The sequence below is a fragment of the Paraburkholderia sp. MM5482-R2 genome (genome assembly GCF_050436125.1).
Classification (GTDB): Bacteria; Pseudomonadota; Gammaproteobacteria; order Burkholderiales; family Burkholderiaceae; genus Paraburkholderia; species Paraburkholderia tuberum.
In genome coordinates this window covers 817087-841644 of the sequence record NZ_JBNDLP010000004.1, presented here as the reverse complement: position 1 = coordinate 841644, position 24558 = coordinate 817087, and the positions used below count along the sequence as shown (strand labels likewise).

Annotated in this window: 22 protein-coding genes and 1 pseudogene; 17 read left to right on the top strand and 6 right to left on the bottom strand. The window is 63.5% G+C overall.

The window, feature by feature from the left end:
* Nucleotides 1–361: 361 nt before the first annotated feature.
* The 4 genes from OKW37_RS39920 to OKW37_RS39905 are packed head-to-tail and all read left to right on the top strand — an operon-like array spanning nucleotide 362 to nucleotide 5035.
* Nucleotides 362–1489: a sugar ABC transporter substrate-binding protein gene (locus OKW37_RS39920; RefSeq protein ID WP_184024175.1), complete on the top strand. Its 1128-nt coding sequence runs from the start codon at nucleotides 362–364 to the stop codon at nucleotides 1487–1489.
* Nucleotides 1490–1524: 35 nt separating this feature from the next.
* Entirely contained in the window at nucleotides 1525–3075 is a 1551-nt protein-coding gene (locus OKW37_RS39915; RefSeq protein ID WP_429401777.1) for a sugar ABC transporter ATP-binding protein, read from the top strand.
* The gene (locus tag OKW37_RS39910; RefSeq protein ID WP_184044775.1) at nucleotides 3072–4052 is read left to right on the top strand and encodes an ABC transporter permease; all 981 of its coding nucleotides are present in this window, start codon (nucleotides 3072–3074) and stop codon (nucleotides 4050–4052) included. Before OKW37_RS39915 ends, OKW37_RS39910 begins: the two co-directional genes overlap by 4 nt.
* Nucleotides 4049–5035, top strand: a complete 987-nt coding sequence (locus tag OKW37_RS39905) for an ABC transporter permease (RefSeq protein ID WP_184068473.1) — start codon at nucleotides 4049–4051, stop codon at nucleotides 5033–5035. The genes OKW37_RS39910 and OKW37_RS39905 overlap by 4 nt, the downstream gene beginning before the upstream one ends.
* An 84-nt stretch (nucleotides 5036–5119) precedes the next feature.
* On the opposite strand, the gene OKW37_RS39900 is transcribed toward OKW37_RS39905, so the two are convergent.
* Nucleotides 5120–5344, bottom strand: coding sequence for a hypothetical protein (locus OKW37_RS39900; RefSeq protein WP_018422453.1), 225 nt, complete (start codon nucleotides 5342–5344; stop codon nucleotides 5120–5122).
* 587 nt (nucleotides 5345–5931) lie between these two features.
* Here OKW37_RS39900 and OKW37_RS39895 point away from each other — a divergent pair.
* On the top strand, nucleotides 5932–7263 hold the full coding sequence (locus tag OKW37_RS39895; protein WP_429401780.1) for an NRAMP family divalent metal transporter: 1332 nt from the start codon (nucleotides 5932–5934) through the stop codon (nucleotides 7261–7263).
* An 86-nt stretch (nucleotides 7264–7349) separates the two neighbouring features.
* Here OKW37_RS39895 and OKW37_RS39890 read toward each other — a convergent pair.
* The 4 genes and pseudogenes from OKW37_RS39890 to OKW37_RS39875 all read right to left on the bottom strand — a co-directional run.
* Nucleotides 7350–7577 (bottom strand): annotated as a pseudogene (locus OKW37_RS39890) (acetylornithine deacetylase); the annotation flags it as partial.
* Nucleotides 7570–8247 (bottom strand): DUF1028 domain-containing protein, encoded by a 678-nt coding sequence (locus tag OKW37_RS39885; RefSeq protein WP_429401782.1) that lies wholly within the window; start codon nucleotides 8245–8247, stop codon nucleotides 7570–7572. The pseudogene OKW37_RS39890 and the gene OKW37_RS39885, both read right to left, overlap by 8 nt.
* Nucleotides 8248–8257: 10 nt before the next feature.
* Nucleotides 8258–8689 (bottom strand): RidA family protein, encoded by a 432-nt coding sequence (locus tag OKW37_RS39880; protein ID WP_184068482.1) that lies wholly within the window; start codon nucleotides 8687–8689, stop codon nucleotides 8258–8260.
* Nucleotides 8689–10047 carry a flavin-containing monooxygenase gene (locus OKW37_RS39875; protein ID WP_429401784.1) on the bottom strand — a complete coding sequence of 453 codons (1359 nt, stop codon included), beginning with the start codon at nucleotides 10045–10047 and terminating at the stop codon, nucleotides 8689–8691. Before OKW37_RS39875 ends, OKW37_RS39880 begins: the two co-directional genes overlap by 1 nt.
* A 178-nt stretch (nucleotides 10048–10225) precedes the next feature.
* Between OKW37_RS39875 and OKW37_RS39870 the strand changes: the two genes are divergently transcribed.
* From OKW37_RS39870 to OKW37_RS39840, 7 genes are all read left to right on the top strand, one after another.
* Nucleotides 10226–11149, top strand: coding sequence for a LysR substrate-binding domain-containing protein (locus OKW37_RS39870; protein ID WP_429401786.1), 924 nt, complete (start codon nucleotides 10226–10228; stop codon nucleotides 11147–11149).
* A gap of 124 nt (nucleotides 11150–11273) precedes the next feature.
* Complete coding sequence (locus OKW37_RS39865) at nucleotides 11274–12425, top strand: SRPBCC family protein (RefSeq protein ID WP_429401788.1); 1152 nt, start codon at nucleotides 11274–11276, stop codon at nucleotides 12423–12425.
* 43 nt (nucleotides 12426–12468) lie between these two features.
* Complete coding sequence (locus OKW37_RS39860) at nucleotides 12469–13674, top strand: ABC transporter ATP-binding protein (RefSeq protein ID WP_429401790.1); 1206 nt, start codon at nucleotides 12469–12471, stop codon at nucleotides 13672–13674.
* Between the two features lie 2 nt (nucleotides 13675–13676).
* Complete coding sequence (locus OKW37_RS39855; protein WP_429401792.1) at nucleotides 13677–14732, top strand: ABC transporter substrate-binding protein; 1056 nt, start codon at nucleotides 13677–13679, stop codon at nucleotides 14730–14732.
* Between the two features lie 39 nt (nucleotides 14733–14771).
* The gene (locus tag OKW37_RS39850; protein ID WP_429401794.1) at nucleotides 14772–16028 is read left to right on the top strand and encodes an ABC transporter permease; all 1257 of its coding nucleotides are present in this window, start codon (nucleotides 14772–14774) and stop codon (nucleotides 16026–16028) included.
* A 66-nt stretch (nucleotides 16029–16094) separates the two neighbouring features.
* The gene (locus OKW37_RS39845; protein ID WP_429401796.1) at nucleotides 16095–16922 is read left to right on the top strand and encodes an ABC transporter permease; all 828 of its coding nucleotides are present in this window, start codon (nucleotides 16095–16097) and stop codon (nucleotides 16920–16922) included.
* Nucleotides 16923–17155: 233 nt separating this feature from the next.
* Nucleotides 17156–17605, top strand: coding sequence for an SET domain-containing protein (locus tag OKW37_RS39840; protein WP_090811862.1), 450 nt, complete (start codon nucleotides 17156–17158; stop codon nucleotides 17603–17605).
* A gap of 158 nt (nucleotides 17606–17763) precedes the next feature.
* Here OKW37_RS39840 and OKW37_RS39835 read toward each other — a convergent pair whose 3' ends face one another.
* On the bottom strand, nucleotides 17764–18540 hold the full coding sequence (locus tag OKW37_RS39835; protein WP_429401798.1) for a maleate cis-trans isomerase family protein: 777 nt from the start codon (nucleotides 18538–18540) through the stop codon (nucleotides 17764–17766).
* A gap of 377 nt (nucleotides 18541–18917) precedes the next feature.
* Between OKW37_RS39835 and OKW37_RS39830 the strand changes: the two genes are divergently transcribed.
* From OKW37_RS39830 to OKW37_RS39810, 5 genes are all read left to right on the top strand, one after another.
* The gene (locus OKW37_RS39830) at nucleotides 18918–20054 is read left to right on the top strand and encodes a branched-chain amino acid ABC transporter substrate-binding protein (protein WP_244144732.1); all 1137 of its coding nucleotides are present in this window, start codon (nucleotides 18918–18920) and stop codon (nucleotides 20052–20054) included.
* Nucleotides 20055–20079: 25 nt separating this feature from the next.
* Nucleotides 20080–20979, top strand: a complete 900-nt coding sequence (locus OKW37_RS39825; protein WP_018422469.1) for a branched-chain amino acid ABC transporter permease — start codon at nucleotides 20080–20082, stop codon at nucleotides 20977–20979.
* 3 nt (nucleotides 20980–20982) lie between these two features.
* Nucleotides 20983–22791 carry an ABC transporter permease subunit gene (locus tag OKW37_RS39820; protein ID WP_429401800.1) on the top strand — a complete coding sequence of 603 codons (1809 nt, stop codon included), beginning with the start codon at nucleotides 20983–20985 and terminating at the stop codon, nucleotides 22789–22791.
* Complete coding sequence (locus OKW37_RS39815; protein ID WP_429401802.1) at nucleotides 22779–23510, top strand: ABC transporter ATP-binding protein; 732 nt, start codon at nucleotides 22779–22781, stop codon at nucleotides 23508–23510. Before OKW37_RS39820 ends, OKW37_RS39815 begins: the two co-directional genes overlap by 13 nt.
* 168 nt (nucleotides 23511–23678) lie before the next feature.
* Nucleotides 23679–24524 carry an urea carboxylase-associated family protein gene (locus tag OKW37_RS39810; protein WP_429401804.1) on the top strand — a complete coding sequence of 282 codons (846 nt, stop codon included), beginning with the start codon at nucleotides 23679–23681 and terminating at the stop codon, nucleotides 24522–24524.
* The last annotated feature ends 34 nt before the right edge of the window (nucleotides 24525–24558 follow it).

The following is a 24558-nucleotide window of genomic DNA, read 5'->3' as shown; positions in this document are numbered from 1 at the left end:
ATGGTACACCAATTGCCGGCGTCAGCCTGCATCGGCCTGACGCCGCGCTTGCCGCCCATCGAACCGGTACAGCAGGAGTTTCAGACTACTCGAATCCTCCCGCGACGCCGTGGTAAACCACTATCGCGCGCGGATTGGTATGCCAGTACTGTCAGACGTGACTGCGTTCGCGCCGGCCCTTCGTTTTGCTTCGAGGCGGCGCCGTTGAAGAGGTCATCGCGCTGCTTCGGCGAGTCCGAGTCAGCCCCCGCTGCAGCACATTCCGCAAGATTCCCTGCTTCACGCACAGAATTCGGCGGCGATCCATGACCGCCATGTTCGCCGGCAATCGGCAAGTTCAATCCAACAAAAGGGAGACGACATGCTTTCAGGAATCCAGGTGCTTCGAGCGGCGGCGACCGCGGCATTCACGCTGTGTGCAAGCGCGGCTTTCGCGCAGGCATCGTTCGTTTCAGGACCGTCCAGCGATCCAACCTGCATGGTCCCCTGGAAGAGCGACACGAAGTTCATCAAGTATCCGAAGAAGAACGGGCCCTACCGGATCGCACTCGTGAACGGCTATATCGCGAACACCTGGCGTATCCAGATGATCAAGACAGCCAAGGCCTATACGGCGCAGCCGGCCGTCGCCGCCAAGCTCAAGGAATTCAAGGTCGTCTCGACCGGCGAGGATGTGCCGGCGCAAATCTCGGCCGTCAACAACTTCATCGATGCCGGCTATGACGCGGTCATCGTGGACGCGCAAAATCCCGCCTCATTCGGCCCCGCGATCCGCCGCGCGAAGAAGGCCGGCGTCGTGCTGATCGCGTTCGACAACATCCTCGACAGCGAAGACGCGATCAACGTCAACGTCGACCAGTACGGGCTCGGCGTGCTGTGGGCCAAGTGGCTCGCGAGCCATCTGTCGAACGGAGGCAAGGTGCTCGAGGTTCGCGGGGTGGCGGGCACGTCGGTCGACACGGACCGGCACAATGGTTTCCTGAAAACCTTGGACGACACCGGCAAGAAGTGGAACGTCGTCCAGGTCTACGGCAAGTGGGACGACGGGGTCGCGCAAAAGGCCACCGCCGACGCGATTGCCGTGCAGGGCCATTTCGATGGAATTTCGGCGCAAGGCGGCGACACGGGAGTCGTGCGCGCGATGATCGATGCGAAACATCCGTTCGTGCCTTTCGGCGGCGAGACGGAGAACGGCTTTCGCAAGTTCTGCGCGCAGTATGGGAGCCAGGGCCTGAAGTGTACGTCGGCGGGCACCGGTCCCGCGCAGGTGGCCGTGGCGATCAAGACGGCGCTCGCCGCGCTGGACGGCCAGACGATCCCGGTCTCGATCAAGCTGCCGCTCGACGTCACCGACGATTCGAAGCTGAAGGCGGGCGTCAACTATTTCCCGAACGACTCCGACAACTTTTTCGTCGGCAACTCGTTTCCGACTTGCGGCATCAATTTCTCTGCGCAGGAAATCATGAAGCAGAGCCAGGGCAACCAGTGATCGGATGATGGCCGGGATGTGACGGGAGACGAAGCATGCTGCAGGATGCAGAGCAGCCGTTCTTTCAGATGTCTGGCGTGTCGAAAAGCTACGGCGGCGCCGTCGCGCTGGATCACGCTGAGCTCACGGTGCGCAGGGGCCGCATTCACGCGATCCTCGGCGAGAACGGCGCGGGCAAGTCCACGTTGCTGAAGGTGATGTCCGGCGTCGTACAGCCGGACGAGGGCACGATGCACTTCGATGGCCGGCAGGTCTCGTTCGCGTCGCCGGCCGAGGCGAACGCGGCCGGCATCGTCTGCGTCTATCAGGAACTGTCGCTGATCCCCGACTTGAGCGTGGCGGACAACATCTTCGCTTCGCACCCGCCGCGACGTTTCGGCATGATCGACCGCCGGGCCCAGCGCCGCCAGGCCGAGGAGGCGCTCGCCCGGGCGGGCGCCGCCGACATCAATCCGCTTGCGAAGGTCCGTGACCTGCCGCTGTCGCGCCAGCAGATGGTCGAGCTCGCGAAGGGGCTGGCACACGCGCCGCGCATTCTGATCCTCGACGAAGCCACCTCGGCGCTGACCGCGGCCGACGTCGCGCGCGTGATCGAGGTGCTCAAGCGCCTGCGCGAAGAGGGGCTCGCGCTGCTGTTCATCTCGCACCGGATGCACGAGGTGAAGGCGCTCGCGGACGAATGCACGGTCTACCGGAACGGTCGTCATGTGATGAGCTTCGAGGCGGGCACGCGCTCCGACAACGAGGTCGTCGAAATGATGATCGGCCGCAAGTACCAGCATGCGTTTCCGGCCAAACCCGCCGGCGACCGCAGTGCCGCTCCGGTTCTCGCCTGCCGTGATCTCGCGTGGAACGACACGCTGCAAGGCATCAGCTTTTCATTGCAGCCCGGCGAAATCCTCGGACTGGGCGGCCTCGACGGACAAGGCCAGCGCGAACTGCTGCTGGCGCTGTTCGGCGTGTTGCGCGGGTGCGCCGGCAGGATCGAGATCGACGGCAAAGCCGTGTCGATCGGCAGTCCGTTGGCCGCGCGCGCCAACGGCATCGGTATGGCGCTGATACCGGAGGACCGCAAGACCGAAGGCCTGATGCTGCCGATGTCGGTACGCGAGAACCTGTCGTTTGCCGCGCTCGATCGCATGTCCACCGCCGGCGTAATCGATCGCGACCGCCAGCAGTCGCTCGTCGACCGGATGATGGAGCTGCTTGCGATCAAGTCGTTCAGCGTCGACGCGCCCGTGAGTTCGCTGTCGGGCGGCAACCAGCAGAAGGTGGTCATCGCGAAGTGGCTGATCCGGCAGCCGAGGATCCTGCTGCTCAGCGACCCGACGCGCGGTATCGACGTCGGCACCAAGCAGGAGCTCTATCAGCTGCTCAGGCGCCTCGCCGACGAAGGCGCCTCGATCTTGTTCTATTCGACCGACTACGACGAGCTGATCGGCTGCTGTGACCGCGTGCTCGTGCTGTACGAAGGCAGGATCAAGAAGGAACTCGTCGGCTCGGCGATCACCGAGCAGAACCTGATTGCCAGTGCACTGGACCTGCCCGTCGGACAGATTTCGCCTTCCACGGGAGTCGCGCTATGAGCGGGCTGCGTTACTGGTATGCGGAAAATCGCGGGGCCGTGTTCGCGTTCGGCCTGTTCGTGCTGATGTTCGCGATCTACCTGGTCAACTATCCGTCGGCGTTGTCGGCCAACGTGTTTCAGACGGCAGCGAACAAGGCGGTGCTGCTCGCGCTCGTCTCGATGGGCCAAGCGCTCGTCGTGCTGACGGCCGGCATCGACCTGTCGATCGGCATGACACTGGTGCTGACGAATTGCATCGGCTCGTGGATCGTCACGGGCGGCACGCTGCACAGCGCGCTCGGCATCGCCGGCGTGCTCGCGGCGGGCGCGCTGTGCGGCGCGCTGAATGCCGTGATCATCATTTTCGGCCGGCTGCAGCCGATCGTGACGACGATCGCGACGGGCGCCGTCTACTACGGCCTGGCGCTGCTGCTGCGCCCCGTGCCCGGCGGCTCGATCAACGAGGACCTCGCCGACGCACTGACCGGCAAGGTCGCCGGCGTCCTGCCGGCGAGCTTGCTGATTCTGCTCGCGGCGACGCTGATCGTCTGGATTCCTTTCAAACGCTCGGCGGTCGGGCGCGCGGCGTACGCGACCGGCTCGTCCGAACCTGCGGCTTTTCTGTCCGGCATGCCGATCCGCCGCGCGAAGTTCGCCAGCTATACGCTGGCCGGCCTGCTCACTGCGATCGGCGGCCTATTCCTGACGTTCTTCACCGACACCGGCGAAGCGAGCCTCGGCAGCGCCAACTCGTACACGCTGTTTTCGATCGCCGCGGTGGTGATAGGCGGCGTGTCGCTGCTCGGCGGCAAGGGCAGCGCGATTGGCGCGATCTTCGGCGCATTCGCGTTCCGCTCGATCGGCGACCTGCTGTTCGTGTTCAACGTCGATGCGCTGTGGCAGCCGCTATTCCAGGGTGTGATTCTTCTGCTCGCTGTCGCGATCGGCGCATGCGGGCTGTTCAGGGTACGCAACCGTCTGGAGTGGTTTCAATGAGCCACGTTTCAGCGACCAGCCGGACCACGTTCGTGTCGAGGCTCGCGCGCAGAATCGACAAACCGATCGTGATCGCGTTCGCGTGCATCGTCGCGCTGCTGCTCGTCGGCGGGATGTATTCGCGCAACTTCACGTCGCCGGAGTACATCCTGCTGCAACTGAAGGTCGGCGCGTTCCTCGGCATCATCGCGACCGGCCTGATGATGGTGATCCTGCTCGGCCACATCGACCTGTCGCTGCCGTGGACCATCACCGTCGGCGCAATGATGGCGTGCGCGGTAGCGGGGCACGGCGAACTCGGACGGATCCTCGCGATACCGGTTGGGATTGGTTGCGGCGTGCTGATCGGCGTCGTCAACGGCATCCTCGTTGCGCTGCTGCGCATTCCGTCGATGATCGCCACGCTCGCGACCAATGCGGTCGCACAGGGCATCATGATCGTCTATACCGGCGGATCGTCGCCGCAGGATTCCGCGCCACAGGTGATGCGATGGCTCGCGGCGGGCTGGCTCGTACCGGGCGTGCCGAATGCCGTCGCGCTATGGCTCGTGATCGGCGGCGCCACGGTGTTCCTGTTGTCGCGTACGACCTTCGGCCGCACGTTGTACGCGATCGGCAATACCGAACGCGCGGCGTATCTGTCCGGCATCAATACGCGGCTCGTGACCGTGGCCGCATTCGCCGTGTGCAGCGCCTTCGCGGCGTTCGGCGGCGTATTGCTCGCCGGTTATGCGTCGAAGGCAGCGCAGTCGATGGGCGATGCCTACCTGTTGCCGGCGATCGCGGCAGTCGTGCTCGGCGGCACATCGATTCTGGGTGGACGAGGTTCATACCTCGGCACCGTGGCTGGCGCGATCCTCATCACGCTGCTGCAGTCGATCCTTTCAGTCGCGCAGATGCCCGAGGCGGGACGTCAGATCATTTACGGCGCGGTGATAGCGGCAATGTTGCTGCTGTATGGGCGCAGCAAGCGGGAAGCGTAGGTTTGAGTCGATCCGCTGGCGCGTCCTCCCGGCCCACCAACGGCAACGGCTCCGAGCCTCTCGACTACCCTGCCAAGCGCAAGCTCATCCATGAGCATCCACCCACGCGCGCGCCCAATCCAGGCCTGCATGGTGGGCTTCCTCCTCGCTATCGAATAGTCCCAGAATGCCTGATGCTTCGATCAGCTTTCCGCCTCGCGTAATGGTTCCGCTCGCCGCATAGCGCTCCGGTTGCAGGATGCCTTCGCCTTCCTGCTGAAGGATGGCATGCCCCCACAACGTGTACCCGTCGTAGTCGATCGTTTCCATTAGCGCACGACCCTGATGGATGCGGCGCGAGTCGTCACTCGAAGCATGTTCGCGCGTGCCTCTGGTGGATTCCAGACCTCAGCGTAGTCCGATGCGTGCGCGCCCGTGCAAGGCGTCATGATCAGAACCGTGAATCCTGTCTTTTTCAAGATTTCTCCTTTCCAGCGATTTTCTTCAGCGGCTCGTCGCTACTCTCACTTTGTCCGGCACATCCGGCATCCCTGCCGAAGCAGGTCGGGAATTCAGGCAAACGCAGCGAGTCAGCTGCGGTGCAGTATGGCCGAGTGTGTCATTCACCGCCTTGAATCCGTTTCGATTGCCGCAGCGCGGAAAAGACGCCTGGGCATTGAGACCTCACTTGCGGGGAGCTATCGCGGAGACTGGTCGTTCGCTCGCCGCGGTCGACGAGCGTTTCGCGCTGGTCGGCGCGGGTTGAAGATGTGACATTGTATCGTCAGCCTGAGGGAGTCCTGATAGTCGCCCCCGATAGCGTCACATCCGCTGTATATGTAAGCCGCGAAACGAGTCGACGAAGGAACGTTTCGTGCGAGCGCTACAGCATCCCTGGTTTCCCGACGGTCAGGCGAATGCACTCTTCCCCCGACAGGGGCACCGCGCCCCGCGCCGCACAAGGTAGTACGCACGCTGCCTCGTCGCAGGCCGCCCGCTCGTGGGCCGCCGATCTGCGGCCGGGGCTGGCAAGTCTCGGCTGCGATAACGATCCCAGCGGGATCGCCACATATTCACTCGCGGGCGCGTGGTACGGCTACGACCTGCTGTGGACCTGCGTGCTGTCGTATCCGTCGATGGTCGCGTTGCAGCTGGTCTCGACGCGTGTCGCCGCCGTCACTGGACATGGCCTGACCGCGAACATGCGCGCGCACTATTCGCCGGTGTTCTTCTATTTGGCGGTGGCGCGGTTCGTGATTGCGAACACGCTGAATATCGCCGTCAATGTGATGGCGATGGCCGCGGTCGTGCAACGCTTCACTCATGGGCCGCTTTGGTTGCTTGCCCTCGCATGCGGTTGCACCTCGATTGCGTTGCAGTGGTTCATTCCCTATGCGCGCTATGCGCAGGTGCTCAAATGGTTGATGCTGCCGATGCTCGCGTATGCCGGCGTGCTGCTGATCGTCGATGTGCCGTGGCACACGGTCGTGCTGCGCTCGCTCGTGCCGCATGTCGAGTGGAAAGAAGATTTCGTCACGATGCTGATGGCCGTGCTCGGTACGACGATGAGTCCCTATCTGCTTTTTTCGCAGGCCGAGCAGGAAGCACAGGAAGAACATCGACAGCACGAACAGCACGCGGCGCGAGGCGATCGACGTTCGTCAGAGCAGCTTCGCCGGGCGCGCATGCAGACCTTGACGCGCACCGCGCTATCGAGCGTGGCCGCATTGTGCATCATGATTGCGGCTGCGGCGACGCTGCATGGTGCACAGACGCGGCCCGGCGAGCCCATGGAGCTTTCCAGGGTGCTCGAACCGCTAGTGGATGGCTACGCCGGCACACTGCTTGGGCTTGCACTGATAGGCTCAGCGCTGCTCGCCCTGCCTTCGCTTGGGGGTTCCGCTGCGCAAGCGGTCGCGAGTTCGTTCGACTGGCCCCACGGCCAACGGCGTGATCGGCGCATTGCTGTTCTGCTCGTTGCGCTCGCGGGGCTCGGGACGCTGCTTGGCGTTGCGCTCGGCCTATGGCACGTCGACCCTGTCAAGGCGCTGTACTGGAGCGCCATCGTCAACGGTATGACGATTACGCCCGTGCTGGTGCTTCTGGTGCTGCTGAGTGCGAAACGAGAAGCGGTCGGCGAAATCGTCGCGCACTGGTCGTTACGCGCGCTCTGCTGGCTCGCGACCCTGATCACCGGTGTGGTCGTGGTCGCGCACTTCGTGCTCGAAGTGGCGGAGCGCGTGTCCTGATGAACCCCTCACGCCCGATTTGCACCGCAGACGTGCAGGCTACCTCACGCTTTTGAGATGTTCAGCGAGGCGAGCGAACATCGCGTCACACCATCGGTATGCCCGGACAGCCCGATGCCACCACGCTCTCGCGGACCGATCGTGGCGAACAGGTTCGCCTTGGTACGCTCGGCGTTATGGAACAGCTCGCTGTCCACACCTGGATCCGCGAGGTATTGCTGCACGAAGCCGATCAGTTCCAGATTGGAGTCGCGGCTGACAGTCGCAAAACCGATCAGCCGTTCGAGCAGCGCACGGCTCGACAACTCACTCATCGCCGGGCACTCCGTAGCTCGGCGCCGCGGTTGGATTCAACGCGCGTGCGATGTAGTCCCGCATCTGCGGCCGATACGCTTGCCAAAGCGCGGCAAGCTTGCCGATCGGATCGTCGTCGGCCCAATCGACACGCAGATCGACGCTCGGCCAGACGTGTGTATCGACGATCTTCAGAGCCGCCGAATGCACGGGCCCTGCTTCTCCGCCAGCTTCGACGGCCGCATGCATCGCGTGCAGCAGGCGATCGGCGAGCGCGCCTTGTGCGCTCTCGAACGCTTTCACCATCGCGTCGATCACCGGCTTGCCGGCGAGCAGATTGCCCGCTGCCACACACTGATTTCCCGCGACGGCGTGATGCACGCCGAGTGCTTCCTTGCCGGTGAACATCGCGGTTCGCCCCTCACTGTCGACCACCGTCACCTGCCGGTATTCGCTCCATTCGCTCGCGCCTAGCGCCCGTTCGAGCGCCGTATCCGCCGCGATACGCCCACTTTCCAGCAGATCGAGAATCTGCGGCCCGAGCGCGGGCTGCGTCACGTTCTGCGTCGCCACCACACCGACGCCCGCGCGCGCCCACGGACACCTCGCACCCACCGCAATGCTCGACGAACTGATCGCGATACCGAGCTGACCGGTCTTGCCACAACGTCCGACGATCGAGAATGTCATGGGTAGCTCCTCACGCCTGAGATGGTTTCCAGTTGTCCGGAATCACGGCGATCACGTCGATTTCCATCAGCCATTGCGGCTGGCCGAGCGCGCTGACGCACAGCCCCGTCGAAATCGGATACACGCCCTTCAGCCACTTGCCGACTTCCTGGTACACCGGCTCGCGATAACGAGGATCAGTGATGTAAGTCGTCGTCTTGACGATATGCGACAGGTCGCTGCCGGCTTCCTCGAGAAGTTGCTTGACGTTCTTCATCGCCTGCTCGGCCTGCGCGCCCGGATCGCCGAGACCGACCAGGTTGCCGTCGAAATCCGTACCGACCTGGCCGCGCACATAGACCGTATTGCCCGCGCGAACCGCCTGGCAAAGATCGTTATCGAGCGACTGGTTCGGGTACGTATCCTTCGTATTGAACATGCGGATGCGGGTATGCGTAGGCATCAGTTCACTCCCACTTCTTTGGTGTTCGGCGCGTGCGATTCGTCGCACGCGGTATCGGTTGGATTCGCGCCGTGCACGCCGCGCGCGTCCTGCCGACGCTGCGACGCGTCGCGATACGCGAGGTATTTGCGCTGCGTGACGATGTGATCGGCGATGTGCTTTGCGTCGTGCCAGACGCCCCAGATAAACGACGACGCGCGCCGCGACAACCACGGCAAGCCGAGGAAATACACGCCCGGTTCCTTCGATACACCGCGCTGATGCTGCGGCTTGCCCTTATCGTCGAATGCGTTCACGTGCAGCCAGCTGAAATCGACGGCATAGCCGGTGGCCCAAATGATCGTGCTCACACCCGCCTTCTTCAGATCCAGTTCCGGGAGCGGATGCGTCACGCACTCCGGGTCGGGTGGAATCAGGCGTGCGTCGGGGTCTTGCGGCAGGTCCACGCCGTTGCGCTCGACGTAGTCGTCGGCCGCGTCCAGTAGCGACATCAGGTTTTCGTCGCCACGCTTCAGATTGGCGGCGAGGTCCTGTTCGAAGGTCGCAACGCCATTCGCGAACGATTTCGTCGTGCCGACCAGCGTCATGCCCTGATGAGCGAGCCTGCGAAAATCGATGGTCTGGCCGCCGTACGCGCCGCTGACGGCAATGGTCACATGCTCGCGTCCCGGCACGGCGACTTCCTTGTCCCATTCGCCGAGTACACCCAGCCACCAGCAGAAATCGCGACCGCGATAGGCGCGCGGCGGACGGTCATGCGCACCGACGGACAGATAAACCTTGCGGCCCGCGCGTTGCAGTTCGTCCGCGATCTGCACGCCGGACGAACCCGCGCCAACCACGAGCACCGCCCCTTCGGGCAGCTGCGCCGGGTTCCGATAGTGGGCCGAATGAAGCTGCGTGAGCTCGACGTCCTGTGGCGCGATGGGGGGAATGACGGGCCGCTGGAACGGCCCCGTCGCAACGACCACGCGACGGGCTTCGATCGTGCCATTGGACGTTGCGACCGTAAATCCTGCCCGGCCCTTCAGACGCTCGACGCTCGTGACTTCGACGCCCGTGCGGATCGGCGCATCGAACTTGCGCGCATAGGCCTCGAAGTAATCGGCGACCTGATCCTTGGCGGCGAACCCATCAGGATCGAGTCCTTCGAACTCCATGTTAGGGAAGCGGTCGTGCCAGGCGGGACCATTGGCGACCAGTGAATCCCAGCGGCAGGTACGCCAGCGTTCGGCAATGCGGTCGCGCTCCAGCACGAGATGGGGTACGCCGAGTTTGCTCAGGTGTTCGCTCATTGCCACGCCAGCCTGACCCGCGCCTATGACCAGCGTGTCGATCGACAATTGTTCAGCCGACATGGCCTTCTCCTTCTGAAAAGCGCTCTGGATTCAGGTCACACTCTCTCTTCGGTCGGACAGAATGTACGCCGCGCGGCGGGCAACAAAAACTATATTTTAAAAATGCTTTGCATCGTTTTTCGCTATGCAATCGACAATTGGCGAGCGACAATCGGTTCGACCGAACACGGAGCAACTGATGGACGGCAACTCGATACGCTACTCGTTGCGTCAGCTCAGGTATTTTGTCGTCACGGCCGAGACGCTTTCGTTCACCGCCGCGGCAAGGCGCCTGCACATTTCGCAGCCGTCTATCTCGACGTCGCTCGCGGATCTGGAGGAATCGTTCGGCGTCCAACTGTTCATCCGCCATCACGCCAGCGGGCTGTCGCTCACGCAACCGGGCCGCGATCTGCTCGGCCACGCTCGCAATCTGCTTCAGAACGCCGAAGAATTGCAGCTGACCGCGAAGGAAATCGACGGCGGCATGTCGGGCTCCATCTCGCTGGGCTGCATGGTGTCGCTGGCCCCGCCGCTGATGCCAGGCATCATCAGCCGCTTCGTGCAGGACTATCCGGCGGTCACCTTCCGTACGACGGAAGCGCATCAGGACACGCTTTTGAGCGGCCTGCGCGACGGCTCGCTCGATATCGCGCTGACCTACAGCCTCGATATCGCCGATGGAATCGCGTTTACCCCGCTGCTTTCGCTGCCACCGTATGTCATCCTGCCTAAAACACACAGGCTTGCACGGGCCCGCAAGGTGTCGCTGGCCGATCTGCTGCCCGAGCCCTATGTGATGCTGGACCTTCCGCATAGCCGCGAGTACTTCTCCGCGCTGTTCGACGCAGTCGGCAGCCGCCCGACCGCGGCTTTCCGGTCGTCACAGCCTGAAGTGGTGCGTGGCATGGTTGCCAACGGCTTGGGTTACAGCATACTCAACTTCCCGCTGAAGTCGACCCGAACAGTGGACGGCGAAGACTTCGTGATTAAACATTTCAAGGAAAGCGTCAATGCGACGACGCTTGGCATCGCACTATCGGGCGCCGTCAAGCCGCGCGAGGTTGTGAAGCGCTTCTCGGCATTCTGTGAAACGTATATTCGGCGCCTCCACATCGGTTAGCGGCCCGGAAAGCCTCTCGGCATAGGCTTGAGCTATGCACTGCATGCAAAAACAATATTTTACCTAGCAATTTGGATTGTTAGATTGGTGCTCATCGGATGCACACACTGATGGGGGGCCCCCTATGTCAGCCATTCTTCAGTCGACGGACACTGAGCTCGACATCGTTCGCGCCCTGCGCGAGAACTGCGAGCGTCCGTTCGGGGATGCACACGCAATGCCGCCGGCCGTCTACACGTCGGAGGCGTTTCTCGCGCTCGAACGGCGCGACGTGTTTCGCCACGAGTGGTTGTGCGTGGGCCGCGCGAGCGCGCTCGCACAGAGCGGCGACTATCTGACCGCGCAAATCGACGACCAGCCGGTGTTCGTGCTGCGCGATGCGAGCGGTGCGTTGCGCGCATTCTCGAATGTTTGCCTGCACCGGATGTCGGTATTGCTTGAAGGGCGCGGCAACGTGCGCCGGATCGTGTGCCCCTATCACGCATGGAACTACACGCTCGATGGTTCGCTCGCGGGCGCGCCGTTGATGGATCGGCAGCCGGGCTTTTGCAAGGAACAATACAAGCTGCCTGCCGTGCGCTGCGAGACGTGGCAAGGCTGGATCTACGTAACGCTCAACGCGCACGCGCCTTCGGTGGAATCGCATTTGTCCGGGCTGACGAAGCTGATCGAGCCGTACGGCATGAGCAACTACGTCGAGACCTTCGACGAAGAGCACGTGTGGGACACCAACTGGAAGATCCTCGCGGAAAATTTCATGGAGAGCTATCACTTGCCGATGCTGCATCGCGCAACGGTCGGGCCGCACTCGAAGCTCGAAGAAATGGAATGTCCGCCGGGCTTGCCCGCGTTCAACTATCACTGGATCACCAAGGAAGCGTCGCTGCCGATCGGCAACGCGCATCCCAGCAATACACGTCTGCAAGGACACTGGCGCCGTACCACCGCACTGCTGGCGATCTACCCGACACACCTGATCACGCTGACGCCCGGTTACTTCTGGTATCTGATCCTGCAGCCGCGGGGCGTCGGCCGCGTGCATATCCGCTTCGGCGGCGGCCTCGCACCGGATTTCGTCGACGATCCGCGGGCCGCCGATTACATGGCTACGCTGAAGACGCTGCTCGACGAAGTCAACGCCGAGGACCGGCGCGGCGTCGAGGCCGTGTTTCGCGGCGTGCACGCGCCACTCGCGAAGCCTGGCCATCTGAGCCCTCTGGAACGGCCGAATTACGACTTCGCCCGCTATCTGGCGGGACGCCTGGGCGCGAAGTGATTTGCCGCCCCACGCGGACCGCCAACACTCTGCCGAGTTACCCATGTCAAGCCAACCATTTATTTCGTTCGACGGCGTCAGCAAGTCATACGACGGCGTGCATAGCGTCGTCGAGGGACTCGATCTCGATGTCGCGCACGGTGAATTCGTTTCGCTGCTCGGTCCGTCCGGTTCCGGCAAGACCACGACACTGATGATGCTCGCGGGATTCGAAGCGCCGACGCGCGGCGAGATCCGCCTCGGCGGCAAGCGTCTGGACGACAAGCCGCCGCATCGGCGCGATATCGGCATGGTGTTTCAGAACTATGCGCTGTTCCCGCACATGACGATTGCCGAGAACGTCGCGTTTCCGCTGTCGGTGCGCAAGATAAGCCGTAGCGAACAGAAAACGCGCGTGACGCGCGTGCTGGACATGGTGGAGTTATCGCATCTGGCGGGGCGGCGTCCGTCGCAACTGTCCGGTGGCCAGCAGCAGCGCGTTGCGCTTGCCCGCGCGCTGGTTTTCGAGCCGAGCGTGGTGCTGATGGACGAGCCGCTTGGCGCGCTCGACAAGCGCCTGCGTGAAACCATGCAATACGAAATCATGCGGCTGCATCGCGAACTGTCGCTGACGATCGTCTACGTGACCCACGACCAGAACGAAGCGTTGACGATGTCGGACCGCGTCGCCGTGTTTTCCGATGGACGCATCCAGCAGGCCGCCGCACCGACCGAACTCTACGAAAACGCGGCGAATGCGTTCGTTGCCAATTTCGTCGGCGAGAACAATGGACTGACCGGTCGCGTCGATTCCGACGGCGGGGAATGGGCTGCGATGCAACTGGCCGATGGCAGCACCGTGCGCGGACGCCCAGGCGCGGGGCTCGCGTCGGGCGACACGGCGGTGCTGGCGCTGCGTCCCGAGCGCGCGCACATCGCGGCGACGCCGGACGCCGTGCAGGAAGCGACCCGGCAGAACATGAACGTCGTGCACGCGCTCGTCGAGGAACTCGTCTACTGCGGCGATCATCATCGCGTGCATCTGAAGCTCGGCCATGGCGAAAGCATGGTCGTCAAGCTGCCGAACACACAGCACCATGACCTGCCCGCGCTCGGCCGTCAGACCGCTGTGACCTGGCGACGCGACGACTGCAAGGTGCTGCCAGCAATGGCGGCCGCGCCGCAATCCGCCGCCACGTCCGGCGGCGCCGACTATTCCACTGTTGCCGTTCCCTCGTCCGCCTCGCCACTTATCGCAGGAGCCAACTAGAAATGAAGACCACACTCTCGTTATTCCGGACCACATTCGCGGCGTGCGCGCTCGGGGTGTTTGCCACGGCCACGGTTCACGCGGCCGAAACGATTTCCGTCGTCACCTTTGGCGGTGCGTATGAAGCTGCCGCGAAAAAGGCATGGTTCGAACCGTTCACTGCGAAAACCGGCGACCAGTTCTCCACCGAGTCCTACGATGGCGGCCTCGCCAAACTGCAAGCGATGGAACAGTCGAAGAACCCGACCTGGGATCTGATCGACCTCGAAACCAACGACGCAATCACCGCGTGCGACGAAGGCCTCATCGCCAAGTTCGACAAGAAGTTGCTCGGCAACACCAGTGACTTCCTGCCGGGCTCGATCAGTGATTGCGCCGTCGCGGCGATGGTATGGTCCACCGTCTATGCGTATGACACCAGCAAGCTGAAATCTGCGCCGACCACCATCAACGATTTCTTCGACCTCAGCAAGTACCCCGGCAAGCGCGGCATGCGCAAGTCGCCGAAGGTCGCGATGGAATGGGCCTTAATCGCCGATGGCGTTGCACCCAAGGACGTGTACAAGACCCTCTCCACGCCGGCTGGCGTCGATCGCGCGTTCAAGAAGCTCGACACCATCAAGCCGAGCATCGTCTGGTGGGAGGCGGGTGCGCAGGCGCCGCAACTGCTCGCCGACGGCGCGGTCGTGATGACGCAGGCGTACAACGGCCGCATCGACGACGCCGTGCACAAGGACAAGAAGCCCTTCAAGATCGTCTGGGATGCACAGGTGTACGACTACGAATGGTGGGCCGTGGTCAACGGCGCGAAGCATGCCGACGCGGCGCGGAAGTTCATCGTCGCATCCTCGACGCCGCAGGCCTATGCGGACCTGTCGAAGTACATCGCGTACGCGCCGCCGCGCAAGGACGCCATTCCGCTGATCGACAAGGCGCGTCTGAACGATCTGCCGACAGCGCCGGAGAACTTCAAACGCCCGCTGCAAATCAACGCGACGTTCTGGGCCGACAACGCGGATGCGATCAACAAGCGGTTCCAGAACTGGCTGGCGCAGTAGCGCCAGATCGAACGAACGTCACCCGGGAGATCGAGCACGATGAACACGCAGCTGCCATCCACCGCCCCTTTTGGCCGCGGCCCGCAGGCCGCGAACCGCGAGTCGTTTCGCGCCGCGCGCCGCAAGGCCGCGATGCGCGCGTTGCTGCTGGCTTTGCCGTTGCTCATCTTTCTGCTGGTGACGTTCGTCGCGCCGATCGCGAGCCTGCTCGCGCGCAGCGTGCGAAACCCTGAAGTGCGCACCGGCATGCCGCAATTGAGCACGGCGCTGGCCGGATGGGACGGTGCGGGCGTACCCGGCGAACCGGCCTTTGCCGCACTCGCGCACGACCTGAAGGACGCCAGCGAATCCGGCCAGCTCGGCAATATCGCGCGACGCATGAACTTCTCTCAACCAGAGTTCCGCAGCCTGCTGTTCAAGACGGCGCGTGCCACACGTTCGCAAACGCCCGCGCAATGGAAGCCCGCCCTGATCGATCTGGATGAACGCTGGAACACACCGGAAACCTGGCGGCTCCTCAAGCGTGCGTCGATCTCGCCCACGCCCGACTATTTGCTGAACGCCGTCGATGCGCAAGTCGCGCCCGATGGCTCGGTGACGTCCGTCGCGGCGGACAGCGCCACCTTCCGCGCGGCCTTCGGACGCACGGTCACGATCAGTGCGACGGTCACGCTGCTGTGCCTGGTGCTGGGTTATCCCGTGGCGTATCTGCTCGCGACATTGCCGGAGGACCAGAGCAACCGGCTGATCCTCTTTGTGATCGTACCGTTCTGGACCTCGCTGCTGGTGCGGACCACCGCGTGGTATGTGCTGCTGCAACCAGGTGGTGTAATCAACGGCGCGTTGCTCCGCTTTGGGCTCATCAATCATCCGTTACCGCTTATTTTCAATCGCACGGGTGTGTTGATCGGCATGACGCACATCCTGCTGCCATACATGATCCTCGCGATCTTTTCGGTGATGAAAGGTGTCCCGCCCGTGTACATGCGCGCGGCGAAATCCCTCGGCGCGCATCCGGCTGTGGCCTTCGTGCGAGTGTATATTCCGCAAACGCTGCCGGGTGTCGGCGCGGGATGTTTTCTCGTGTTCGTGCTCGCGCTCGGTTATTACATCACCCCCGCCCTGCTAGGCGGCGCCGGCGACGAAATGATCAGCCAGCTGATCGCGTCGCAGACCAACGATCAGCTCAACTGGGGACTCGCGGGTGCGTTGTCGTGCTATCTGATCGCATTCACGGCGGTGTTCTATTTCATCTTCAACCGGCTGGTCGGTATCGACCGCTTGCGCTTCGGCTAACGCGCCGCGCAACCGACGCTAATGGGTTGTCGCTCCTTCGTATGGTTGATCAACAGGCAGACTCAGATGAAAGACGGACGAACCCGGCTACTCTCGGAACGCATCGCGGGCGCGGGACTACGCGTGCATTGCGCGCTCATTTTCTTTTTCCTCGTCGCGCCGATCCTCGCGATCGTGCCGCTGTCGTTCAACTCCGGCTCATTCTTCTCGTACCCGATGCAGGGCTTCTCGCTGCGCTGGTACGCGCAGGCGCTGGGTTCGCCGGACTGGCAACGCGCGTTGGCGAACAGCATCGGCATCGGCGCGGCGTCGACGCTGATCGCGACGGTGCTCGGCACGCTCGCCGCGCTCGGCTTGAGCCGCACGCAGTTTCCTTACCGCTCGATCATCATGCCGATCATCGTGTCGCCGATGATCGTGCCTATCGTTGTCGTCGCGGCAGGGTTTTATCTGGTCTTTTCGCCGCTCGGCCTGGTCAATTCGTATCTCGGCGTCGTGCTTGCGCATGCCGCGCTCGGTACGCCCTTCGTGGTGATCACCGTGACGGCTTCGCTTCTTTCGTTCGATCAAAGCCTGCTTCGGGCTGCGTCGGGGCTGGGCGCGCAGCCGTGGGTCGCGTTTCGTCGCGTCACGCTCCCGCTGATCACGCCCGCCGTCGCAACGGGCAGTGTGTTCGCATTCGCGACGTCGTTCGACGAAGTGATCGTCATTCTGTTCATTGGCGGCCCCGAGCAGCGCACCGTGCCGCGGCAGATGTGGAGTGGGATCCGTGACCAGATCGACCCGTCGATCCTTGCCGTGGCCACACTGCTGATGGCGTTCGCCATCGCCCTGTTCGCCTGCATGAACTGGTTGCGCAAGCGCGCAGCGGCGGCCAGCCGCTCGTTTGGCTGAGCCGGCCGTTGTGCCAGCGTGATGCCGTGGACATGCGACTTGACGACCTCCCTGTAACCGTCGACCGTTGCCAGCCTCGTTGCGGCAAAGCCGGAACCCTTGGCGCGGTCCGTCCTTGGCTGTTAGTTGCGCTTTTAAAAAGAAAAATATTGAGCGCCTGACTGTGTGGCGATATGCTTCGCATCGCCGCTCAACCACATGCAACGACCGAGGGTCGCGAAGGAAACGACAACATGCGATTGCGACGCATCACCGCACGACGCTCACCAGTGCATGGCATGGGACTGTTTGCCCTGCAGCCGATCGCCCCGGGCGAACGGGTGATCGAGTACAAGGGGGAAGTGACCAGCTGGCGGCGCGCCGCCGCCCGTCAGCGAGCCGACGCGGGCCACACGTTCGTGTTTGGGCTGTCCAGCGGACGAGTGATCGACGGCAGCCGCGGCGGCAACAGCGCCCGCTTTCTGAACCATGCGTGCGCCCCCAACTGCGAGGCCATCGAGACGGGCGACCGGGTGTTCATTCATGCGCTCGCCACGATCGCACCCGGGGAGGAGCTTTTCATCAATTACGGTCTGTCAGTGGACGGCGCGGTCACCGACGACATTCGCGCCCAGTACGCGTGTCATTGCGGCGCGCCGGCATGTCGTCGAACCATGCTGGGAAATGACGGACAGTCGTCGTAGTCCTGCCGCCGCGCAGACGCTTCGATGAGCGATTCCTGCGGCGGTTCATCCGACGCGCCTGCCGCGTCTGTGGTGCGCGTCGATAGCTGGAACATGGCCTCGGCGTCGATCGCCGCATGGTCGCCCCGTCGCGCTGCGTCGCGTTTCAAGGTACAACGTCACAGCGCAAACAGCCGCCCAAGCTGAGGCTCGCAATCTCCCACGCCGGCGAGCCGCAACGCGTGCCACGCCATCGCGTAGTTGCTCGATATCACCGGCTTGCCGATCGCCGCCTCTAGCTCCGGAATCAACCCGGCGATGCGCAAGCTCGTGCACGATACGAAAATCGCCTCCACGTCACGATTGCGCGCAAGTCGCTCAACACCAGTTCGCAATGACACCGCGTCGATCCGCGCCACTTCGTTATCGTTCGCATGCTCGAACGACGCCATGCGCGTAATGCCGTGACCACGCGACTCGATATAGTCGCGCATGTATTCGTTGATCGAACGCACATAGGGAGTAAGCAGGGCCGTACGTTGGACGCCTAGGGCGCGAAGCGCCGCCAGCGCCGCGGTGATCGGCGTAGTGCACGCGGCGTCCGCACGCGCTTCGCGAATCCGCGCGAACACCTTTTCCTCCCCAATCACCATCGACGCGGACGTGCAGCCAAACGCCACCACATCGATACGCTCGGCCGGACGGATCAGCGCGACCGCCGGTGCAATACGGTCCTCCATTTCCGCTAGCCGTTCGGGCGTGATGTCCGCCGAGTTATACACACGGCTTTCGTAGAACGCCACGCCGTCCTGCGTCAGCAAGCCCCGCCACTCATGCTCGATCGTATGATCGGTGGCGAGCACCACGAGCCCAATCGCGGCACGACGGCCGATGCCGTCGTCCAGCGTGAAATCGAGCTTCGTGTACACGTCGTCATGCGGTGCAATCGCACTCATTTCGGAGTCGTCCTGTCATGTCGCGTTCGCCGCTCGCGAGTCTCTGTCGTCACTGCCTCTTAAAGGTAGGGGATTGCCGGCGCCTTTGTGTAATGGTTTATACGCAAATACCCTATACCGTCCAACGCACACCGGCTTCTATCATGAAAGAAGCGCTTTAGTGTCAGCGCTCCGGTGAAACCAGCAGTCACGCCGTTGACCTGGTGGGTATGAATCACACGCAATCGCCCCATTTCCGTCCGCTTTCCGATGTCACCGGTATACCCGTGTGGCGGATCGTCCGATCCCTCTCACAATAAGGAGTCTCTAACATGTTTGCTCAGACGATTGGCTGGTCCGGTGCAAAGCGGGGCTCGCGGCAAACGGCCTTTGCGGGCATGGCGGCCGCCGTGGCCCTGCTTGTCGGCATGGCTCCCGGTTCGGCGCTAAGCCAGGGCGCCACCATCAAGATCGGCGTGCCCGTTCCGCTGTCGGGCAGCAGTGCCAATGCCGGCACGGATATTGTCAATGGCGCGAAGCTCGCCGCCGCCAGAATCAACGCGGCCGGTGGCGTGCTCGGCAAGCAGATCGAGCTGGTGCCCGAGGACGACGCCTGTGATGCGCAGACCGCGGTGCAGGCGGCGCAGAAACTCGTCGATGCGGGCGTTGTCGCGGTAGCGGGCGGATATTGCTCAAGCGCGGCGCTGCCGGAATCGACAACCTTTCATCGCGCCGGGATTCCCTACGTGCTGGATGCGTCGACGAATCCGCAACTGACCGAGATGGGGTACGACAACGTGTTCCGCACGATCGGCCGTGACGACCAGCAGGGCCCATTCGCGGCAAGCTTCATGAAAGACGTTCTGCACGCGAAGCGCGTGGCGGTGATCGACGACAACACGACCTATTCCAAAGGCCTCGCCCAGAACACCGTGCAAGCCCTGAAGAAGGACGGTGTCGATGTCGTGTACGCCAATTCGATCACGCCCGGACAGATGGACTATTCACCGACGCTCACGCGGGTCTCCTCACTGAAGCCTGACGTGATCTACTACACAGGCTATTTCTCCGAAGCCGGCCTGCTGGTCAAGGAGGCGCGGCAACTGGGTCTGAAAATGACCTTCATGGGCGGCGACGCCACCAATGACCCCACCCTGATGAAGACGGCCGGTCCCGCCGCCGACGGCATGATCATCACGACGGCACCGCTCGCGCAGTTCCTGAGCGGCGCGCACGCCTACGTCGACGACTATATGAAGGCTTACGGGCAAGCGCCGGGACCGTACTCGGTCTATGAATACGACGCTGTCGGAGTCACGGCCAAAGCCATCGCGGACGCAAAATCGGCCCAGCCTGCCGCGATCACCGCGGCTCTGCACAAGATCTCGAACTACCCGGGCGCGACCGGAACGATCTCCTTCAATGCGAAGGGGGACCGCAGTAAAGCGGTGTACATCACCATCATCGTGCACAACGACAAGTTCGAGCCCTACCAGCGGCAGGAAGCGAACGGGCATTGGGTGGCGATGAAGTAGGCGTCATTGCGCGCGCCGCCCCGTCATGAGCGACTTCTTCCAGTTCGTCATCGAAGGGCTGACGACCGGCTCGTTCTATGCCCTCGTCGCCCTCGGCTACACGATGGTCTACGGCATCATCCGGCTGATCAACTTCGCTCATGGCGATCTGTTCATGGTCGGCGCGTTCATCGGCTGGACCGGTCTGATGGTGCTGGCGTCCGCGCATCTGCCGCTCGCGCTGGCGCTCCTGATCGCCCTCGTCGCCGCGATGACGGTCACCGGCGCGCTGGGCCTCCTGATCGAGCGGCTCGCGTATCAGCCGTTGCTGCGCGCGCCACGGCTGTCGATTCTGATCACGGCGCTAGGCGTCTCGCTGGCGCTGCAAAATGGGGTGCTGCTGATCTACGGCGCGGGCTTTCGCACCTATCCGCACGTGCTGAGCCAGGCCGGCTTCGAACTCCACGGCGTGCAGATCACCTTCGCGCAGATCGGCATCATCGTGACGAGCCTGGCCCTGATGCTGGCACTGTATTTCTTCGTTCACCACACTTTCCTCGGCACCGCGATGCGCGCGCTGGCAATCGATCAGGACGCCGCGCGTCTGATGGGCATCGACGTCGAACGCCTGATCCAGCTCACCTTTCTGCTCGGGTCGGTGCTGGCCGCCGTGGCGGGCGTCATGGAAGGTCTTTACTACACGCAGATCAATTTCTTCATGGGCTTCGTGCTAGGCCTGCGCGCGTTCACCGCCGCCGTGCTTGGCGGCATCGGCAACATCCCGGGCGCGATGGCGGGCGGCATCCTGATTGGCCTGCTCGAAGCCTTCGGCGCGGGCTATGTCTCTTCGCAATGGACCGACGTGTTCGTCTTCGGCGTGCTGATCGCCGTGCTCGTGATCAAGCCGACCGGGCTGTTCGGCGAACGCGTTGTCGAGAGAATGTAGTCCATGAGCGCCAGTCAGGCTTCCGCGCGTTGGGCCAAGCCTCTCGGCGGTGCGCTGCTGGCCGCCGCCGTGGCGCTGCCCGCTGTCGTCAGCAACTATGTCGTCGATGTCGGCCTGACCATCGTCACCTATTCGATCCTGGGTCTTGGGCTGAACATCGTAGTCGGTTATGCCGGGTTGCTCGATCTGGGCTACGCGGCCTTCTTCGCGATCGGCGCGTACACGACGGCGTTGCTGGAAACCCTGCTGCACTTCTCGTTCTGGGAGACGCTGCCATTCAGTCTGGCGTTCGCCGGGGTATCGGGCATCGTCATCGGCTATCCCACCCTGCGCCTGCGCAGCGACTATCTGGCGATCGTCACGCTGGGGTTCGGCGAAATCACGCGTATCGTCGCCACCAATCTCGACATCACAGGCGGCCCGAACGGCATCTTCGGCATCGCGAGCCCGAGCCTGTTCGGTTTCGAGATCAGTTCGCCGCTAGCGCTCTACGAACTGGGCATGGCGTTCCTCGTGCTGGTGCTCGTGTTCGCCATCCGGCTCGGCCAGTCGCGGCTGGGCCGCGCCTGGACCAGCATCCGCGAGGACGAGGCAGCTGCCGAGGCCGTCGGCGTGCCGACGCTGCGCGTCAAGCTGCTCGCCTATGTGATGGGCGCGCTGATCGGCGGGCTGGGCGGCAGCCTGTTCGCCGCCCGCTTCGGCACCATCGATCCGACCGGCTTCACCTATCTGCAGTCCGTCACGATCCTGATTGTCGTCGTGCTCGGCGGCCGGGGCAGCATTCCCGGTGTGCTCCTCGGCGCCATCATCGTCGCCGGCCTGCCGGAGATTCTGCGTTTTCTCAATCTCTGGCGCATCTTCGCTTTCGCGATCGGGCTCGTGATCCTGATGCTGCTAAGGCCACAGGGGTTGTGGCCAGCGCCGTTGCGCCGCGTCGCGCCGGCGCGCAAGGGCGCTGACGCCGATCGCCTCGCTGTGCCCGATCACGCCGTCACCGATGAGGTCCTGCTGGAGGTGCGCGACATGCAGCGCCGCTTCGGTGGCGTGCTGGCGGTCGGCGGTGTCAGCTTCATGGTGCGAAGCGGCGAGATCGTGAGCCTGATCGGTCCGAACGGCGCCGGCAAGACCACCGTGTTCAACTGCCTGACCGGCGTCATCCGCCCGACTGGCGGCCAGATCGTCTGGTGCGGGGAACGGCTTGCCGGCGGCGCGCCTCATCGCATCGTCCATCAAGGCATGGCGCGCACCTTCCAGGGCATCCGCCTGTTCGGCCACATGACGGCCTTCGAAAACGTCCTGACCGGCATGGACCATCGGCTTCGGACACCGCTCGCAGCCGAGCTTCTGGCGTTGCCGTCCGCGCGCGCCGAGGCGGCGGACCATTCCACCGAAGGCCTGCGCTGGCTTGCCTTCGTCGGTCTTGCCGGCAGGGCGGGCGAGCGCGCCGCCGATCTGCCCTACGGCGACCAACGCAGGCTGGAGATCGCCCGTGCGCTCGCCAGCAGCCCTCGCCTGCTGCTGCTCGATGAGCCGGCCGCAGGCATGAACCCGACCGAGAAACGCGCGCTGATGGAACTGATCCGGCGGATCCGGGATCATGGCGTGACGGTGCTGCTGATCGAGCACGACATGATGCTGGTGATGGGCGTGTCGGACCGGATCATCGTGATGGACCACGGCGTCATCATCGCCGAGGGCCAGCCCGCCGCGATCCAGGCGGACCCGCGGGTGATCGATGCCTATCTCGGCACAGCCGGAAAGGACGAGGCGAGCGACGATACTGCCGGGGAGAAATCGCTGTGGGACTCCTAGAAATCCGCGATCTGCGTGTGAGCTATGGGACTGTCGAAGTGCTGCACGGCATCTCGCTGGACGTCGCGGAGGGCGAGATCGTCGCGTTGCTCGGCAGCAACGGCGCGGGAAAAACGACCACGCTGCGGGCGATTTCCGGATTGATCCGGCCGCGCGCGGGCGACATTGCGATGGCTGGCCAGCACCTGACGGGCTTGCGCGCACACCAGATCGTGGCGCTGGGTCTGGGTCATGTGCCAGAGGGGCGGCGCATTTTCGGGGCGCTGACGGTGGAGGAAAATCTGCATCTCGGCGGCTATCTGATCCGGCGCGACAGTGCGGCATTGCAACAGCGAAGGGATCAGCTCTATGCGGCTTTCCCCCGGCTCGGCGAGCGACGCGGCCAGCTGGCAGGCACGCTCAGCGGCGGCGAACAGCAGATGCTGGCGATTGCCCGAGCCCTGATGCTGCGCCCGCGTATCGTGGTGCTGGACGAACCGTCGATGGGACTCGCGCCGAAGCTGGTCCGCGCGATCTTCGGCATGATCGCCGACATCTGCCGCGAAGGCACCTCGATTCTCCTCGTCGAGCAGAACGCCCGCCAGGCGCTGCGGATCGCTCATCGGGCTTACGTGCTGGAAAGCGGGCACATTGCGCTCGCGGGGTCCGCCCGCGAGCTGGCTCAGGATAGCCGGGTCCGCGCTGCCTATCTGGGCGGCAGTGCCAGCTCGGCAGAGTAACCCGCCAACTGGGCAATCGACCTTGGCTGAAACGGGTCAGACGTTATGGAGGCAAAACATGTCAGAGATCGATAAGGAAAAGGTCGTTGCAGTGCTGCGTCGCCCGAGCGATGACGACACCGCCTCGTCGCGGCACGGCGCCGGCCTGAGTTCGACGGAGAATGCATCATGCTGAATTATCCTGCTGCCTATCAGTCCACCAAAGGCTCAGCGCTCGACGTCGACAAGACGTTCTATCAGCGCATCGCCTCACAGCACGACACCCGCACGCTGGTCGAATCGATCGTCGTGCCGATCCGCTCGGGGCAAGCGTGGACCGTGCCGGCCGGCCACGTGTTTCGCATTGTCACGATCGAAGGCCCGCAGGTTGCCGACCTGAACATGTGGAACCGGCACAACCCGCGCGAGCGCATGTGGGCATCGCGCACGCGCCAGTTGCAGCAGGCGCACGTGAGCACGTTCGACCGTCTGTGGTCGACGCTGCCATTCCTGCGTCCGATGGTGACCATCACGGATGACAGTCTCGCAGGCTACGGCGCCGACGAGCACGGCGGCCGTGTCCACGATCTGCTCGGCACGCGCTGCGACCCCTACGTCAACCGCATGCTGACCGGCGAGGATTTTCATTTTCACTGCCACTCCAACCTGACGCGCGCCATCGCCCCGTATGGATTGACTGAGTACGACGTCCACGACGTGCTCAACGTGTTCCAGTGCACCGGCCTGAATCTCGAAGACAAATACTTCATGAAGGCGTGTCCGGCAAAGAAAGGCGATTACCTCGAATTCTTCGCGGAGATCGACTTGCTGTGCGCGCTGTCGACCTGTCCGGGCGGCGATCTGTCAGTGCCGATGTGGGGACCCGACGCGCGCGATCCGCTGGAAGTCTGCCGGCCGCTTGGCGTCGAGGTCTGGCAACTCGCGCCACGGATGCTGGATGGGTGGACGCCGCCGGCTGTGGCTGCCTACAAAGGGCAGCACGGAATGGTGCTGAATCAGCCGCAATGGAAGTGAGACTGGTGCCTCCTGTCCAGCAGGAATCGATGGT